This window comes from Planotetraspora phitsanulokensis (assembly GCF_016863295.1).
In the GTDB taxonomy this organism is placed as follows: Bacteria; Actinomycetota; Actinomycetes; order Streptosporangiales; family Streptosporangiaceae; genus Planotetraspora; species Planotetraspora phitsanulokensis.
In genome coordinates this window covers 472,117-489,073 of sequence record NZ_BOOP01000003.1, presented here as the reverse complement: position 1 = coordinate 489,073, position 16,957 = coordinate 472,117, and the positions used below count along the sequence as shown (strand labels likewise).

At 68.8% G+C, this 16,957-nt stretch carries 10 protein-coding genes; 6 read left to right on the top strand and 4 right to left on the bottom strand.

Annotation, left to right across the window (positions count from 1 at the left end; genetic code table 11):
• The first annotated feature begins 161 nt into the window (after positions 1-161).
• Positions 162-1,961, top strand: a complete 1,800-nt coding sequence (locus Pph01_RS05175; protein ID WP_204071884.1) for an alkyl/aryl-sulfatase — start codon at positions 162-164, stop codon at positions 1,959-1,961.
• 70 nt (positions 1,962-2,031) lie between these two features.
• Here Pph01_RS05175 and Pph01_RS05170 read toward each other — a convergent pair whose 3' ends face one another.
• Positions 2,032-2,670 (bottom strand): HD domain-containing protein, encoded by a 639-nt coding sequence (locus tag Pph01_RS05170; protein WP_204071756.1) that lies wholly within the window; start codon positions 2,668-2,670, stop codon positions 2,032-2,034.
• 421 nt (positions 2,671-3,091) lie between these two features.
• On the opposite strand from Pph01_RS05170, the gene Pph01_RS05165 reads away from it, so the two are divergent.
• Both Pph01_RS05165 and Pph01_RS05160 read left to right on the top strand, forming a co-directional pair.
• Positions 3,092-4,222 carry a HupE/UreJ family protein gene (locus Pph01_RS05165; RefSeq protein ID WP_239116458.1) on the top strand — a complete coding sequence of 377 codons (1,131 nt, stop codon included), beginning with the start codon at positions 3,092-3,094 and terminating at the stop codon, positions 4,220-4,222.
• Between the two features lie 29 nt (positions 4,223-4,251).
• Positions 4,252-8,970: an outer membrane protein assembly factor BamB family protein gene (locus Pph01_RS05160; RefSeq protein ID WP_204071754.1), complete on the top strand. Its 4,719-nt coding sequence runs from the start codon at positions 4,252-4,254 to the stop codon at positions 8,968-8,970.
• 130 nt (positions 8,971-9,100) lie between these two features.
• On the opposite strand, the gene Pph01_RS05155 is transcribed toward Pph01_RS05160, so the two are convergent.
• Positions 9,101-9,844: a 3-oxoacyl-ACP reductase family protein gene (locus tag Pph01_RS05155; protein WP_204071753.1), complete on the bottom strand. Its 744-nt coding sequence runs from the start codon at positions 9,842-9,844 to the stop codon at positions 9,101-9,103.
• 106 nt (positions 9,845-9,950) lie between these two features.
• On the opposite strand from Pph01_RS05155, the gene Pph01_RS05150 reads away from it, so the two are divergent.
• Complete coding sequence (locus Pph01_RS05150; RefSeq protein ID WP_204071752.1) at positions 9,951-10,541, top strand: TetR/AcrR family transcriptional regulator; 591 nt, start codon at positions 9,951-9,953, stop codon at positions 10,539-10,541.
• A 70-nt stretch (positions 10,542-10,611) separates the two neighbouring features.
• Here the strand turns inward: Pph01_RS05150 and Pph01_RS05145 are convergent, their stop codons facing one another.
• Entirely contained in the window at positions 10,612-11,634 is a 1,023-nt protein-coding gene (locus Pph01_RS05145) for a DNA polymerase IV (RefSeq protein ID WP_204071751.1), read from the bottom strand.
• 227 nt (positions 11,635-11,861) lie between these two features.
• Here Pph01_RS05145 and Pph01_RS05140 point away from each other — a divergent pair, with 227 nt between their 5' ends.
• The gene (locus Pph01_RS05140; protein ID WP_204071750.1) at positions 11,862-13,400 is read left to right on the top strand and encodes a PstS family phosphate ABC transporter substrate-binding protein; all 1,539 of its coding nucleotides are present in this window, start codon (positions 11,862-11,864) and stop codon (positions 13,398-13,400) included.
• Positions 13,401-13,485: 85 nt separating this feature from the next.
• Positions 13,486-14,928: a serine/threonine-protein kinase gene (locus Pph01_RS05135; RefSeq protein ID WP_204071749.1), complete on the top strand. Its 1,443-nt coding sequence runs from the start codon at positions 13,486-13,488 to the stop codon at positions 14,926-14,928.
• 257 nt (positions 14,929-15,185) lie between these two features.
• Here the strand turns inward: Pph01_RS05135 and Pph01_RS05130 are convergent, their stop codons facing one another.
• Positions 15,186-16,625 carry a sensor histidine kinase gene (locus tag Pph01_RS05130; protein ID WP_239116440.1) on the bottom strand — a complete coding sequence of 480 codons (1,440 nt, stop codon included), beginning with the start codon at positions 16,623-16,625 and terminating at the stop codon, positions 15,186-15,188.
• Between the last annotated feature and the right edge of the window lie 332 nt (positions 16,626-16,957).

Below are 16,957 nucleotides of genomic sequence, written 5' to 3'. Positions count from 1 at the left end.
CATCCAGGAGCTGAACGAGGTTCTTCAGGCGTCGGGAGGTCAGCCGACGGACGACGTTCATCGAGTCGCCGGTCGAGGTGACGGCACGCCACGGAATCGAGCCTGACGTTGAGAGCCTGGGAGGCCGCTCGGATGGTTTCGAAGGGGATGCCGTGAGTGTCATGCCGCCGCTGGAGGACCGCACTGATTTCGAGGCCGCGGACAGGGGGTTCGTCGGGACGACGTCGCAGGAGACGATCAAGGATGCCCGGGGCCGGGTCGTGTGGGATTTCGGTGCCTATGCATTCCTGAGCGGGCCGTGCCCCGACACGGCGCACCCGAGTCTGTGGCGGCAGTCCCAGCTCACGGCCAAGCACGGCCTCTACCGGGTGACCGATGGGGTCTATCAGGTACGCGGGTTCGACCTGTCCAATGTCTCCTTCGTCGAGGGCGAACGGGGCGTCGTCGTCATCGACCCGCTCTTGTCCACCGAGTGTGCGGCGGCCGCGGTCGAGCTCTACCGGCGGCACAGGGGAAACCGGCCGGTGACCGCGGTCATCTTCAGTCACTCCCACGCAGACCACTTCGGCGGCGTCCGAGGGGTCGTGCCCGACGGGGGGAGCGTCCCGATCATCGCTCCCGCCGGATTCATGGAGCACGCCGTATCCGAGAACGTGTACTCCGGGACCGCGATGAACCGGCGGGCGGTCTTCATGTACGGAGCGGCGCTGCCCAAGAGCGCCACCGGCCAGATCGGCACGGGGCTCGGCCAGATCACTTCCGCTGGAACGATCTCGCTGATCGAACCGACACTCCACGTCACCCGCACCGGCCAGGAGGAGGCGATCGACGGCGTCCGCATCGTCTTCCAGCTCACTCCGGGCACCGAGGCGCCGGCCGAGATGAACTTCTTCCTCCCTGACCACCGGGCCCTGTGCATGGCCGAAAACGCCACCCACAACCTGCACAACGTGTTGACCCTGCGCGGCGCGCTCGTCCGGGACGCTCGGGTCTGGTCCCGCTACCTCACCGAGGCGATCGAGATGTTCGCCGCTGACTCCGATGTGCTGTTCGCCTCCCACCACTGGCCGACGTGGGGGACGCGGGAGCTCGCCGTGTTCCTGTCCCAGCAGCGCGACCTGTACGCCTACCTGCACGACCAGACGCTGAGACTGCTCAACCAGGGCCATACCGGTCTGGAGATCGCCGAGATGATGGAGCTTCCGCCGGCACTCGACCGGGCGTGGCACGCCCGCGGCTATTACGGCTCGGTGTCCCACAACGTCAAGGCCGTCTACCAGCGCTACATGGGCTGGTTCGACGGCAACCCCGCCCATCTCTGGGAGCTCCCCGCGCAGGAGTCGGCACGCAGGCACGTGGAGCTCATGGGCGGAGCGCGGAACATTCTGCCCAAGGCCGAGGAGGCCTACCAGGCAGGGGAGTGGCGCTGGGCCGCCCAGATCCTCAACTACGTCGTGTTCGCCGACCCGGCCGACACCGCCGCCAAGGAACTCCTGGCGAAGGTCTACGAGAAACTCGGTCATGGCAGCGAAAACGGCACCTGGCGGAACTTCTACCTGCAGGGCGCCGCAGAATTGCGCGGCGACAAGCCGCAGAACCCTCTCGACAGCGTCGGCACCGACCTCGCTCGCGCTCTGAGCGCCGAGCAGATCTTCGACTCCCTGGCCATCCGCATCAACGGTCCCCGCGCCTGGGACACCCGCCTGACCATCGACTGGAATCTCACCGACCGCAAGGAGGAGATCAGGACCAGCGTGGCCAACGGGGTCCTCATCCAGACCCGGTCCCGCGAGGCGACCCCGGCGGACCTCACGGTGACCCTGACCAAGACGCAACTGCTCGCTCTGGTCGCCTCCGGCGACCTGGGCGGCGTCCAGACCTCCGGAGACCGTCAGGCGCTCAACACTTTGATGGGGCTCCTGGACGACGCCGACCGCGACTTCAACATCGTCACCCCCTGACGGCCTGCTCAGACCAGGCCACCGAACGCGGCAGCGCGTCACCCAGCTCGTGGAGGGCGTCGGCCGCTGGTCAGCTCGGCCAGGGTGAGCCGAGGATGCGCTCGACTGTCGTCGTGCGCCGGAAGCCGGGGATGAAGTGCTCGAGCAGGTCGGAGTTCACGGTGCCGTTGGTGGTTTCGGGGCGGTTCTTGAGCCCGTCGACGGAGGCTCGCAGGAACTCGTTCTTGAAGTCTCCTCGTGGGTGGAGCGCGAGGATTTCGCCGAGCTGATCGTGTTCGATTCCGTCCAGGCCGAGGCCGAGTACGTCGGTCAGGATGCCGAGCTGTGTGGTCGCGATTTCCGGGGCCATCCGGTCGGGGATGCCCGGTGTGGTGTGCAGTGCGATCGCCGTCCAGACGGTTTCGGCGGCGGTTGTTGAGAAACCCCGGTCGAGGAGGAATTTGCGTGCGTGGTCGGCGCCGTCGACTTCGAAGCGTTGCTCGACGTCGGAGAAGGGGGTCATGAGGCCGGTGTCGTGGAAGATGGCCGCCAGGTAGAGCAGTTCTGGGTCCGGTTGGACGCCGAGCTTGTGAGCGTGGATCAGGCTGAAGAAGAAGACTCGCCGGGAGTGGTGGTAGATGAGGGGGCTGGTCGTCTCCTGGATGAGCGCGGTGGCTTCGGCGACCGCCGCTGTGTCAGGAATCTCCAACCCTGCGATGACCTCTGGCATGACCTCTGACTCTCTGGGCAGTGTGTCGGCTGTGGGACTGTGTGTCCGACTTTCATGCTGCCGACTGACCGGTGAGCGGCGCCGCCTTCGTCCGGCCAGGAATCACCTATATCCGGACAGGGCGGGGCGGGCCTGTCACTGCTCATCGAGCTCGGCCAGTTGCCGTTGAGCCGCGCCGCCGACGTCATGCTCAACTCGTGCGGGTGCGCCCTGGCCGCCGGGCTCACCCGGCTTCGTACGCGGGCCTCGTAGCCGGGCCCCAAAACCCGGTTTTCGGCGCCCAGAAACCCGGCTTTCGGCCGGTGGGCGACCGGCAGCGGAAGGTTCGGTGAATTGGGTCGTCTCGAGTTGCCGGGTGTGAAGCGAGCACTGCAGGGTTGGTGAACGACCGCCGGTCCCCCCACGACGGAAGTGCTTGCCTGTGCGTCTCCTGGCGTTCCTCGCCGCCCTTGCTGCCGTGCTCCTGGTCGCCGCTCCGGCGCAGGCGCACGTCCGCGCGACCTCGGTCGCGGTCGACCTTCGCAGCCAGGGCGACGGCGTCGCGGCTGTCGTCGACGTGGAGTACGACGTCCTCGCCCGGTTGCTGAGTCTCGACGGTGCCCTGAGCCCGGACGCGGTCGGCGTGGACGGCGCGGCCGCCGAGGTGCCGACCGAGGTGCGGCGCATTTCGCTGGACGCGCACGCGAGCGACGTGGCGGCGTATGTCGGCGGGCGGCTGCGGTTGAGCCGCGGCGCGATCGGGTGCACGGCTGAGGACGACGCCCGCGTCGAACTCGCCGACTCCGGCGCGGTGCGGGTCGCGCTCGCCTACGACTGCCCGGCGTCCGGCGCGCTCACCGTCCGCAGCGACATCTTCCGCGCCTCCGACGGCGTCGTCGACGACACCAAAACGATGGTGGCCTACGACGTCGACGGCCGCCGCGGTACGACGTTGCTCGACACCGACCGCACCAGCGTCACGGTGGGGCGCACCGACCTGCTCAGCGAGATCCCGCGGTTCGTCCAGCTCGGGGCGGAGCACCTGCTCTTCGGGCTCGACCACGTGCTGTTCCTACTGGCGCTGCTGCTGGGCGCGAAGCGGCTGCGCGACGTCGTCGAGGTCGCCACGGCCTTCACGGTCGCACACTCGGTGACCCTGGTGCTGGCCGCGATCGGCTGGGTCAGCGTGCCCGGGTGGATCGTCGAGCCGCTCATCGCGCTGTCGATCGCGTTCGTCGCGCTCGACAACCTGCTCTCGCCGAGGACGAGCCACCGGCTGCCCGTGGTCTTCGGCTTCGGGCTGCTGCACGGGCTCGGCTTCGCGGGCGCGCTCAGCGTCGACGGCCCGCTGTCGGCCTCGACGCTGGCCGACCTGGTCTCCTTCAACGTCGGCATCGAACTCGTCCAGTTGACGATCATCGCGCTCGCCTTCCCGGCGCTGCTGTTCCTGCGCAGGGCCGCGACCACGCCGGTCGCCGCTCGCGCCCTCATGCTCGGCACCGTCGCGGCGACCGTCGCCGTCGCCGGTGCCGGTCTGGTCTGGTTCGTCGAACGCTCGCCGCTCCTGACCTGACAGCCCTCTCCCCACCCCGAAGGATCCCGATGTCCTCGTTCCCCTGGACACGCGCGCGCCTGCGCCTCGTCCTGTACGCCACGACGCTGGGGCTCGCCGCCAGCGTCGTGGCGGGCCCGCTCGCGTCGTACGCGGCGGCCGCCATCGACCCGCCGGAGGCCACCGTCAGCGGCGTCGTGTACGTCGACGCCAACGGCGATGGCCAGCGCAACTCCGACGAGGTCGGCCTGGCCGGCGTGCGCGTCTCCGACGGCGAGGTCGCCACCACGACCGCCGCCGACGGCTCCTACTCGCTGACAATCTCCACCGACCGTCGCACGACGGACATCGTGTGGGCCGGTCAGCCGCGGGGCTACCGGTTCGGCCTGGACCAGTACAAGGAGCCGAGGTTCTGGGCCAACCTCGGCCAGCTCGCCGACGACGCCACGCCGACCGCGGACTTCGCGCTCGTCCGTGATGACCTCTCCGACGGCGACACCTTCTCCTGGGCCAACATCGCCGACCCGCACGTCAACGCACAGCTGCCCGACCAGATCCGCGAGATCAACTCCACGGGCACCGACCTGCGCTTCATCGCGGTCAGTGGCGACCTCACCAACGACGCCAGCCAGGGGCAGTTCGACACGTATCGTCGCGGCACCCAGCAGTCGGCCGTCGGCGTGTGGCCGGCCGTCGGCAACCACGAGTACGCGAGCGGGTCGGCGTACGAGGACAAGATCGACAACTATCGCAAGAACGTCGGTCCGGAGTGGTACTCGTTCAACTACGGCAACCGGCACTTCGTGGTGCTCGAGAACAACGGCTCGGCGCCGTTCGACGAGGAGCTGAACTGGCTCAAGGACGACCTCGCCGCGAGCGTTCCGCTCGACGACGACCCGACCAACGACATCGAGGTCGTCGTCCTCACCCACCAGCCGATGAACGTCCCGTTCGGCTCGCCGTCGACGTACGACGCCTTCGGTGACGTGCTCGAGCACTACAAGGCGCAGCTGATCCTGGTCGGCCACGAGCACTCCAACCACGTCGAGAACCACTCGGCGTTCGCCTCGACCGCCAAGCACATCCAGACCGTGTCGAGCTCCTACACGATCGACAACGCGCCCCGCGGCTTCCGCTACATCCACATGGCGGGTCCGGGCTTCGACAACCCGTTCCGGATGTACGGCGAGAACGAGCACCTCACCATCGTCAGCCCCGCGCCGGGCTCGAAGGTGCCGGCCGCGAAGTTCCCGGGCATCCAGATCAACGCCTACGACACCGGCGACGAGGTCGTCTCGGCGCGCTACCGGATCGCCGGCGACAAGAACTGGATGCCGCTGCACCACAGCGGCGAGTTCACCTGGCAGGGCAACCTGCCCGACAGCCGGCAGACGGTCGGTGAGCACAGCATCGACGTGCAGGTGGTCGACGCGACGGGAAAGACCTGGACCAAGTCGGCGGACTTCACCCTCACCGACGAGCCGGCGCTCAAGCCGGTCGCCGGCGGTGACTGGGACCAGCACCACGGCAACCAGGCCCACTCCGGTGTCGCGCCGGCGCAGGAGGCCGGCCGCCGCCTGGCCTGGAGCTTCCGCACCGACGGCACCTTCCTCACCGGGTCGCCGGTCATCCACGACGGCGTCGTCTACGCGGGCACCCGCGACGAGAACGGCGACGGCAACAGCCGGATCCACGCCGTCCAGCTCAAGAACGGCAAGGAGCTGTGGAACTTCGAGGTGCCGCAGTCGATCCACGGCAGCCTCGCCTACGGCGACGGCCTGATCTTCGCGCCGACCCTCGGCTCGGAGCTCTACGCCGTGGACGCGGTGACCGGCCAGCTGCGCTGGAAGGCCGTGCCCGAGCAGGCGCCGGCCCCGAACAACCAGCGCACCTACGGCTACTACTCGCCGGCCGTCTCCGGCCACACCGTGCTCTGGCCCTACCAGACCCGTTTCGGCATCGGCAGCCAGGGCGTCCTCAAGGCGCTCGACACGCGCACCGGGCGGCAGATCTGGGCCTCCCCGATGTCCGGCGCGACCATGAGCGACGGCACGCCCGCCGTCATGGACGGCACCGTGTACGTCGGCAACGAGACCGCCGACCGCGTGCTCGCCTACGACCTGGCCACCGGCGCCCGCAAGTGGACCGGAACCGAGTCGCTCGGCAGCTGGCAGGACGGCGTACCGACCGCGGCCGAGGGCAAGGTCTTCATCGGCGCCAACAACGGCATCGCCGCCCGTGACGCCAAGACCGGCGCGACGCTGTGGACCTACCAGAGCTCGCGTTCCTCGCTCGTCTCGAGCGGCTCGACCCCGAGCGCCGCGGCCGTCAAGGACGGCGTCGTCTACATGGGCTTCCCGAGCGGCGCCGTCGTCGCCCTCGACGCCCAGACCGGCAACGTCTTCTGGGAGCGGGTGCTGCCCGGCGACATCTACCACGGTGGAGTCATGTCCAGCCCGGTCGTGGCCGGCGACACGCTCTTCGTCGGAGCCAACAACGGCAAGTTCTACGCCCTGGCCACCGACACCGGCCAAATCCTGTGGAGCCACGAGATCGGCACCTGGGTGGGCGCCGGCCCGGCCGTCAGCGGCAACACCGTCGTGACGGGCGCCTGGGACGGCAACCTCTACGCCTACGTGCCGGGCGGCGAGTCCGCGCAGCGCTGGGCGACCGTAACCGGCACGGTCAGCGACCCGGAGACGGGCGCTCCGATCGCCGGCGCGAAGGTCACCGCCGTCGCCGCCGGTCAGGACACCGCGGTGACCAGCACCGACGCCAAGGGCCACTACCGGATCGGCCTGCCGGCGTCGACCTGGACCGTCACGGCCGCCAAGCGCGGCCTGATCGCCGACGACCACTCGGCGGCGAGCATCACGGTCGGCACCACCGGCAACGCGACGGCCGACCTGAAGCTGATCAAGGTGACCCACCCGGTCGCCGGCAAGTCGACGTACGCGCCGGACTACGGCAACGGCAGCACGCGCACGGACGTCGTCACGGGCAAGGAGTACTACTACCTGGCCAACGACAAGATCCGGGCGTCCGTGACGCCGTACGCCGCCGGCAACAACGGCGTCGGCGGAAACAACGGCGTGGGCGGTCTGGGCCAGGGCGCGCTGTCGGACCTCCTGCTCAACGACGCCAACGGCGCCGAGACCCTCGACTGGGGCGAGATGCTGCTGCGCCCGAGCCTCACGCCGCCCGACTCGTGGGACCGGCCGAACGACCAGCTCGACCTGCCCGGCCTCGCGGTCGACGGCGCTGCCGTGGTCGGCAACGGTCAGTACCGGGCGAACCCGGCCATCAAGGCGCAGGTCCGCTACGAGACCCTGCCCGACGCTCCGATCGTGAAGATGACGGTCAAGCTGACCAACACCGGCACGACGGGCTACCAGGGCTACTTCAACTACATGATCGACCCCGACAGCTCGGTCGACAACGGCCGGATCCCCGGGTTCAGCGGCACCAACCCGGGTCTGAAGACCTCGGGCTGGACCGGGAACTACGTCTACGTCGGTGCTGACGCGGCCACCACGAACGGCCAGGCCGCCCACGGTCTCGCGTGGGCACTGGACACGCCGGCCGCCGTCGGTGCGTACGGCTACGTCGAGGGTCTCTACTACGACGCCACGATGGCGCCCGGCGCCACCAAGCAGTTCAGCTTCTACCACCTGACCGACTACGCGACCGCCGGTGGCGACCCCACCCGCAACATCGCGCAGTGGGCCGACGAGATCGACCTGCACGACGCGGCCGTCCCGGACACCGCTCGCGCGGCCGGCACGATCACCGCGGGCGGCGCCGCCGTCTCCGGTGCCCGGGTCGCCCTCGAGCAGGCCGGCACGGTGGTCGCGACCACGAGCACCGACGCCCAGGGCAAGTACCTCGTCAAGGCCCCGACCGGTCGGTACGACGTCCGGGTGTCCAAGCTGGGCTACGAGACGGCCACCGGCGCGGTCACCGTGCCGGCGGCGGGCAGCGGCGTCGCCGACGTCGCGCTGAAGCCGGTCACGGTCGAGGCGAGCTACGGCAAGCAGATCGGCTCGGGTCTGGTCGAGGCGGGCTACGGCGACGTCATGCTCGAGAACGACAAGCTCTCGATGGCGATCGCCGACGCCTACAACGACTCGCAGCTCTCCGGTGGCACCCGCGGCAAGCCGGTCGACATCGCCGTCCGCGGCATGGCCGACCAGTTCGACTGGATCAACCTGCCCTACGTCTCGGCGACCCAGCCGACCGGCGGTAGCGCGTGGGACATCCGGTCGGTGGCGGCGACCGACATCCAGATCGTCCAGGCGACCGGCGACAAGGCCGTCGTCCGGGTGTCCGGGCCGGTCAAGGGCTTCACGGGCCTGACGGCGACGACGACGTACACGCTGAAGCCGGGCGACGACTTCGCCACGGTCTCGACGGAGCTGAGCAACTCCGGCTCGGCTCCACTCAGCGTGTGGACCGGTGACGCGATGGACCACGACGCGGCCGGCCAGGCCAGCGTCATCCCGGGCGCCGGCATCGTGACGCCGGGTGCGACGGCGGCGTACACCCCGACCAAGCCGTACATCGGCATGACCGGGACCGACCCGCAGGTCTTCGGTCTCGTCTACGGCACGCCGGCCAGCGCCTTCGACGTCTACGCCGCGGGCAACTGGGTGATGAGCCGGTTCAACGTCGACGTGCCGGCGGGTGGCTCCTACACCCTCACCCGCAAGCTCGTCGTCACCCCGGGCACCGACGCGGTGGGCATTCTCGACCGCGTCTCCGCGCCGTAACGCACACCGACCCCACGACACAGGGCCGGCCCGGACTCCAACCGGGCCGGCCCCGTGTGCTGATCCGCCAGAACAATGCGGCGGGTCGCGTCAGGTGGACTGGGCGGCTCGGCGGAGGCGTTGACCCAGGTCAGGCGGCGAATCCGCCGTCCGCGTTGATGGTCGCGCCGGTGATGTAGGCCGCGTCCGGACCGGCGAGGTAGGCGACGAGGCTCCCGATCTCGTCGGCGGTGCCGTAGCGGGCGACGGCGATGTGCGGGCGGGTGATCTCGGCGAAGGCGCCCTCGGCGGGGTTCATGTCGGTGGCGACCGGGCCGGGCTGCACGGTGTTCACGGTGATGCCGCGGCTGCTGACCTCCCGGGCGAGGGCGCGGGTGAAGCCGGCGACACCGGCCTTGGTCAGGGCGTACACGGTGCCGCCGGGGAAGTGGATCCGGTCGGCGTTGATGCTGCCGATCGTGATGATGCGCCCACCCGGGCCGAGGTGCCGCAGCGCCTCCTGGCTGGCGGCGAAGACGGCGGTGAGGTTGACGGCCAGGGCGTGGTCGTAGTCATCGTCGGCGATCTCCCCGATGGGCCCGACGCCGCCGACTCCCGCGTTGTTGACGAGGATGTCGAGCCGGCCGAGTCGCTGGACGATCTGTCCGACCCCGGCGCGGAGGGCCGCCCGGTCCGCGGAGTCGATCCGTACGGCCAGCGCGCCGCCGCCGGCCATCTGGATGGATTTCACCATCAGCTCGGCCTGTTCACCGGAGGAGACGTAAGTGATCGCGACCGTGGCGCCGGCCGCCGCGAGCCGCCGTGCGATGCCCGCCCCGATTCCCCGCGAGCCGCCGGTGACCATTGCGACCTTGCCGGCCAATGTCTGCTCCATCAAGCTTCCCTTCGTACTTCTTGAGTGCTCATTCAAGATGGCATGGCGACGGGAGCGGAAGCAAGTAACATTTTGAACTGACGCTCAAAAAATGAAGGAGGTCACCATGCCGATGGGACGACCGCGCGAGTTCGACGCCGAACAGGTGGTGGAGTCGGCGCTGCGCGTCTTCTGGGCCAAGGGGTACGAAGGGACCACGATGGCCGACCTGTCTGCCGCGACCAAGCTCAAGGCGGGCAGCATCTACGGCGCCTTCGGTTCCAAGGCCGGCCTCTTCAAGCAGGTCGTCGACCGTTACGCCCGGACGACCTTCGCCTACGGCGAGGCCGCGCTCGCGGCCGACACCGCGAGGGAAGTGGCCCGCCGCTGGCTGATCGGAGCCGCCGAGGCCACGACCGGGCCCGCCACCCCGCCCGGCTGCCTGCTCGTCCAGGGTGCCCTGGCGACCGGCGACACCGCGGACGAGGTCAGAGCCGACCTGTGCGCCCGCCGCCAGGCGGCCGAGGTGCTGCTCACCGAACGCTTCACCCGCGCTCGCGACGAAGGCGACCTCCGCCAGAGCGTCGAACCCCGCGACGCCGCGGCCTACGTGCTGACCCTCTCCCAGGGCTTCGCCGTCCAGGCGGCCTCCGGAACAGGCCAGGCCGACCTACGACGCCTCGCCGACCTCGCCCTGCTTCACCTCCCCTGGGAGTGAACACCCTCGCTTGGCCGGCGACGCCACGAGCGAAAACCGGCCTCACGGTGTCAGGGGAGAGGGTCCCTCTCTAGCGGACAAGCTCGGCCCTGACACCCAGCAACCGCACCGGCCGCCGTTCGGTGAATCGATCGAGGGCGGCGCGGGCGGCCTGCTCGATCGCCGTTACCTCCGCGGTCGGCGTCGCGAGTGAGTGGCCGTGGGTGTGTGTGATGAACGGGGCGTACCGAACCTTCACTACGACGCGGGTCGCAGGTCGCCGCTCGATGGCGATGTCGTGTGCGACACGCCGCGCCAGGCCGGCGACCTCGCGTTGCACCTGGCCCCAGTCATCGAGATCGTGCTGGTAGGTGGTCTCCCGGCTGCGGGACCGCGCCACGTAGGGTGTGCCGACCACCGGTGAGCGGTCCTGACCGTGGGCCAGCCGAACCAGCCACGGGCCGGTCGTGGGGCCGAGATTTGCGGCGAGAACGACCGGATCGGCGGCCGCGAGTTGCATGACGGTGTCGATCCCCAGTCCGGCCAGCCGCCGGGCCGTCTTGGGGCCGATTCCCCACAGCGCGTCGGTGGGCCGCTCTCCGAGCACCTCGAACCACGTTTCCTCGGTGAGCCTGAAGATCCCGGCAGGCTTGCCGAATCCGGTCGCCTGCTTGGCCTGCAGCTTGTTCCGTCCGATGCCGACGGTGCAGTCGAGATCGGTCGACTCGCGCACGCGCCTTTGGATCTCCTGGGCCGTCGTCTCCGGGTCGTCGCTTCCGACCCCGAGGAACGCCTCGTCCCAGCCGATCACCTCCATCACGGCGTCGATCTCCCGCAACGTCGCCATCACCTCTGACGAGGCCGCTTCGTACGCCTCCCGGTCGACGGGCAGGAACACCGCATCAGGACAGCGCCGCGCCGCCGTCCGCAGAGGAAGGCCGGAGTGCACGCCGTACGCGCGTGCCTCGTAGGAGGCCGTGCTGACCACGCCCCGCTTGGTCGGATCACCGTCGCCACCGACGACGACCGGACGTCCGCGCAGCTCAGGGCGGCGCAGCAGCTCGACGGCGGCTACGAACTGGTCGAGGTCGACGTGGAGCACCCAACGGGTCATGCTTCAATTCCACCCCACCACCTGATGATGTTGACGACGACGTCGTGGCCGGTCGGCGGCCTGCCTCCCCGGTCGCCGTTCGGCGGCCGCGAACTCCTGACGAACATCGGAGAACCGGTCCGTTAAATCACCCTTCTCTTCGTCGTCGCCACATATGGTGACCAAAGATCAGATATGGCTCATTGTCATGTGAATTACAGGGGACATTCACGGGGGGCGTCGCGCGCGTGGACTGGTTGAGCCCTGAGAACGTCGTCGCCGTGGTGGCGGCGCTGCTCGGCCTCGTGGCCCCCGCCGCCGGCGCCGTGTACCAACTCCGGACCCGCCGTGGCAAACACATCGGCCACCGCGTGCAGATGGATACCTCCATCGGAGGCAACGCCGGCGACGGACAAGCGCAGCCGGACGCGCCGCTCGGGCTCTTCACCGATCAACCCGGCATGTCCAACCCCACCCTTGCGCTTCTCCGCATCGAGAACACCGGCACGAGCAGCATCTCCGACGCCGACTACACCAACCCCGACAAGAATCACGGCCTCACCGTGGTCTTCGCCGGGCGCACCGTACGAAGCGTCGAGGTCATCCCCGACCCCAAGGCAGAGCATCTGCTGGGCCACTTCGTCCCGGTTGAGGGCAAGGGAGGGATGCAGTACAACGGCAACACGATCCGTCTGCCCCGCGTGCCGCTCAATGAGGACCAGCACTTCAAGCTGCTCGTGCTGCTGAGCGGAGGCCGCGCCGGCGACAAGATCGACGTCACCGGGGGCATCCAGGACGGCAAGGTGGAGCGCACCCGCAGCATGTCGGTCGACGACAAGCCACCCCTGTTCAGCAAGCCCGCTTTAGGGACCACCATCGTGCTCGCCGTCTGCCTCCTCACGCTCGCGGGCATCATCGTCTTTCGGCAGCCGGCGCCGCCCATCGGTTGCGCCACGGGAAGACTCAAGGTGGTCGGCTCCACGGCTTTCGCCCCCGCCATGAAGGAACTGGCCATTCGGTACACCGCGGAGTGCCCGGGCTCAGAGATCACCGTGGACGCGCACGGCAGCAACGAGGGCGTGCGGGAACTGGCGGAAGCGGGAGGCGCGGACAACGGTTCCCCGACCCTGCTCGCGCTCTCGGACGGCCCCAAGCCGGCAAGCTTCACGCAGCTGCGGGAGGACCGGGTCGCCATCGCGGCCTTCGCCCTCGTGGTCAACGACAAGGTGGACGTCAAGAATCTGACGGTCGACGAAATACGCCGGATCTACCGGGGCGATGTCGTCAACTGGAAGGACCTCGGCGGCCCCGACCTCCCCATCCGGCTCGTCAGCCGGGACGCCAATTCCGGTACCCGTGACCTGCTCCGACGGCGCATCCTCGACGGCCAGGGCGAGCCCGCCTTCACCTCCCGGGACTGCGAGAACAAGAACTCCCCACAGGACAAGATCATCCGCTGTGAACTCGGCAGCACCGGTGAGGTGCTCAAGACCGTCGCCCGGCTGGAGGGCGCCATCGGCTACAGCGAACTCGGGGCCGCCGCCACCACCAAGGGTCTGCACACGCTGAACATCGACGGCCACGCGCCATCGATCAAGGCCATCGGCGACGACACGTACCGCTTCACCGAGATCGAGTACGCCTACACCGACGGCGCACCGGCCTCCGACTCCCTGACCTCGAGCTTCCTCAATTACGTGATCAGGGGCAACGGCCAGGAGGTGCTGAAGGCCTTCGGGCACCTGCCGTGCTTCACGCCGGACGGCCTCAAGCGCTGCCAGTCGTGAGGCGCGATCACCAGCGAAGCGCCACTTCTCGGCATGGCGGGTAGGTTTGCTCGGTACTGCACGGATTTGATCTATCGGTGGGGATATGCCGGAGATGGCGTCGTCGTTGCTGGTTGGCCGGTATCAGCTTGGTGAGCTGATTGGCCGTGGCGGGATGGGTGAGGTGTGGCAGGGCCGGGATCTGCGGTCCGGCCGACCGGTGGCGGTCAAGATGCTGACGCCGCAGGTGGCCCAGATGATGGAGGCGCGTGAGCGGTTCGCCCGCGAAATGCGCGCTGCCGCCCGCATCGTGCACCCCAACGTGGTGACCGTCCTCGACGTGGGCGAGCATGAGGGGCAGCCGTTCCTCGTGATGGAGTTGCTCAGCGGTCGCAGCCTGGCCGCTGATCTGGCCGAGCGGGGTCGGTACGGCATCGTCGAAGCGTGTCATCTGCTGACCCAGGCTGCGACGGGCTTGGACGCCGCCCACCGTGCGGGTGTGGTTCACCGTGACGTCAAACCGGCGAACTTGCACCGGACCACGCAGGGTGTGCTCAAGGTGGTCGACTTCGGGGTGGCACACCTGGCGACCGAGGCAGCGCGGCTGACCGCTGTCGGCACCGTGGTGGGCACCGCCGCCTATCTGTCACCTGAGCAGATCATCGGTCAGGGCGGACAGCCGGCCTCCGACCTGTACGCGCTCGGCTGCGTCGGCTACGAGTTGCTGTGCGGGCACTCGCCGTTCGTCGGATCGGCGCCGCAACTGGTGTACAAGCACCTCCATGAGCCACCTGTACCACCCAGCCGTTATCGGGAGGACGTCCCCGCGGAGTTGGAAGGCCTGATCTTGGCCTTGCTGGCCAAGGACCCCGCCGCCAGGCCTGCCGGCGCCGCAGCTCTACAGATCTTGAGCGCGTTCACCCAGCCGCCGGCACGCACCGCCTGGCCCACAGGCTCACCGGTGCCACCTGTCCTACCGCCGGGAGGCGCCCGCGCCGGGGATACCGCACTGCTCAATACGCCAGACGGCAGGCCACGCCAAGCACCGTCAGAAGGGCGACGCTTGGTCGTACCGGTCGCCGTGGCGCTGACGGCGATCACCGCTGCCGTGGTCGGCGTGTCGTTGCTCTCGAACTCACAACAGCCGTCCTCCGGGCCCGCGCCATCAGGGACGTCGTCCGTAGCCGCCTCCGAGGAGCCCACACCGACTCCGTCCGAAGCCACCGACACTCCTTCGACGCTTCCGACCCAGAGCGGAATCGACGGCTGGCTCGCCGATTTCGATCACGCCCTGCTGGCCCAACAGGCGCAGGGCGGTATCGATCCCGGCCTGGCCCGGAAAGTCCACGAGCAGATCACCGAGATGGCGGGCAACCTTTCGGAAAACGAAGGCAGGGGGAAGGGCAAGGGCAACCAGGCGCAGAAGCAGATGCGGGGGCTGATCCGTGATCTGTCCGAGGCGCAGCGGCAGGGAAAGCTCGCCGCCGACGGCCCGTTGAGCGCCTTCCTGGATCGCTCCGGCCTCAGCGACGAGCATGACGACCAGTGAGTCGCTCCGCCGGTTATGTAGATGCCCCGGCATGGCTGAGAGCGTCCGCGTCACCCCGAAGCTGGCGCAGATCCTGAAGAGCCTTCCGTGCGTCGCCGTTGATCCATCGCCCGACGGGTGAACTCCTTGGAGTTCCCTAAGGAGTGGTCTTCCGTGCGAGAGGCCTGGAGTCGCAGCAGGCTGTGTTCAGGTGTCAGCAGTCACGCTGATCCGATGTCGGGCACGACGGGGACGTCCCGACACGGGCGGACGGCTGGTCAACCAGAGCGCTCCCCGGGCTCTTGCCGAATGTTGTAGCCGGCGATGTCACCCTGGTCGTCCGTCGACGAAGCGGATGGGAGGCGGAGGACGAAACGTGCGCCGCGAGGGCTGTCCTCGATCCGAAGGGTTCCCCGGCCGGCCTCGGCGATCTGCCGGGCGATCGGCAGACCCAATCCGGTGCCTCCCGGGTCCAGGTGGCGGGATGCCTTCAACCGGGCGAACCGCTGGAAAACCAGCTCGCGCTTGTCCGGCTCGATGCCCGCGCCGTCGTCGAGCACCTCCATCACGGCGCAGCCATGCTGGAAGGCCAGATCGCCGCACTCGTCGCCCGACTCGCGCCGCACGGTGATGGTGATCAAGGTTTCAGCATGCCGTTCGGCGTTGTCCACGAGATTGGTGAGCAAGCGGCCCAGCCGTAGCCGGTCGCCGATCACTGTCACGCCGGGCTCCAGCGAACATTCGATCCTCGTTGCCGACGTGTGGCGGATCCCGCACTCGGCCGAGACAAGCTCGGACAGGTCGATCCGGTCGTGTGCGCCGGGCAATCCCGCGTCCAGCCGGGCGAGGGTCAGCAGGTCGCCCACGATCGCCTGAAGCCGGTTGAGGCCACCCAGGAAGGTCGAAGCCAGCATGGCCACGCTGGTCTCCTGCGGAGCGATCAGAGCATCCTCCACCTCGGCCCGCATCGCGGCGAGCGGGCTGCGCAAGTCGTGGGACGCGTCCGAGACGAACTGGCGCTGCTGTTCCATCGCGGCCTGAAGCCGGTTCAGGGTGTGATTGACGCTTTCGGCCAGGGCGTGGATCTCGTCATCGCTGGGTGGCACGGGCACCCGGCGGCCCGCGCTGGCCGCGTTGATCTCGTCGAGTTCGACTCGGATGGCGTCCACCGGCTGGAGGGAGACGGTGGCGATCCGGTGGCCGAGGTAGGTGACGGCTGCGGCGAGCGCCACCGCGCTCCCTCCCACCAGCCCTGCCAGCCGCGGATCCACCCACGGAGGTATCACCGGGGAAGCGCTGTAGACGATCCATCTCTGACCGGCATGGTGCGTCCATTGTGCGACGACGAGGTCGCATTCGCCTGAAGGGAAGATCCTGCCGCACACGACTGAGGTGGCGCCTTCCTCACCGTCGGGGGTGAAAGTCGCCATCGGTTGCGTGCTCCGCAGATTTCCGCTTGAGTCGACGACTCGACCTTGTGAGTCGACGACTTGCAGGCTGCGGGACTCGTGGTGCACGAGGGGATAGGCCACGATGCCCCGCTCGATTTGGATGGCCACGCGGCCGGCGTTCGCCTGGAGCTCTTTGGTGAGGTTCGAGGTGGCGAAATACCTGATGCCGATCATCAGCAGTGTGGCAAGCAGGGCAGACAGCACAACCGCCACCGCGCCGGTGAACAGAGTGATGCGCGTGGTAATCGACAATCGGTGCCCGCTCATGCCACAAGCCCTCCTCCCCAGGAGACCACATGGGGCGGGATTCACAACGTGGGGGCGGTCGGTTGGAGCACGGGACCTGTCGATCAATACGCGAAAGGGCTTCCCCGGTCCTGCTCAGGGGCCGGCAGCGGGCCGGCGACGCAGAAGCAGGGGCGCCAGTTATGAAGAACGTCTTACGGCTGTCTGCCACGTGGTGACCTTGGCCCAGTGGCGGTGTGTGCTTGCCTACGCGGGATTCCCGATCAACCGCACATGGAGGCACACTCATGCGGCAGACGAGACACGGCGCCCCACCGCCCGATCGGCAGCGTTCAATACGGCAGCGTCGCTTC

Bases quoted from the DNA above. Each gene is read 5' to 3' on its own strand.
- Pph01_RS05135 (WP_204071749.1), top strand. From the start codon at position 13,486: ATGCCGGAGATGGCGTCGTCGTTGCTGGTTGGCCGGTATCAGCTTGGT.
- Pph01_RS05150 (WP_204071752.1), top strand. From the start codon at position 9,951: ATGCCGATGGGACGACCGCGCGAGTTCGACGCCGAACAGGTGGTGGAG.
- Pph01_RS05170 (WP_204071756.1), bottom strand. From the start codon at position 2,670: ATGCCAGAGGTCATCGCAGGGTTGGAGATTCCTGACACAGCGGCGGTC.
- Pph01_RS05145 (WP_204071751.1), bottom strand. From the start codon at position 11,634: ATGACCCGTTGGGTGCTCCACGTCGACCTCGACCAGTTCGTAGCCGCC.
- Pph01_RS05130 (WP_239116440.1), bottom strand. From the start codon at position 16,625: ATGAGCGGGCACCGATTGTCGATTACCACGCGCATCACTCTGTTCACC.
- Pph01_RS05160 (WP_204071754.1), top strand. From the start codon at position 4,252: ATGTCCTCGTTCCCCTGGACACGCGCGCGCCTGCGCCTCGTCCTGTAC.
- Pph01_RS05155 (WP_204071753.1), bottom strand. From the start codon at position 9,844: ATGGAGCAGACATTGGCCGGCAAGGTCGCAATGGTCACCGGCGGCTCG.
- Pph01_RS05175 (WP_204071884.1), top strand. From the start codon at position 162: ATGCCGCCGCTGGAGGACCGCACTGATTTCGAGGCCGCGGACAGGGGG.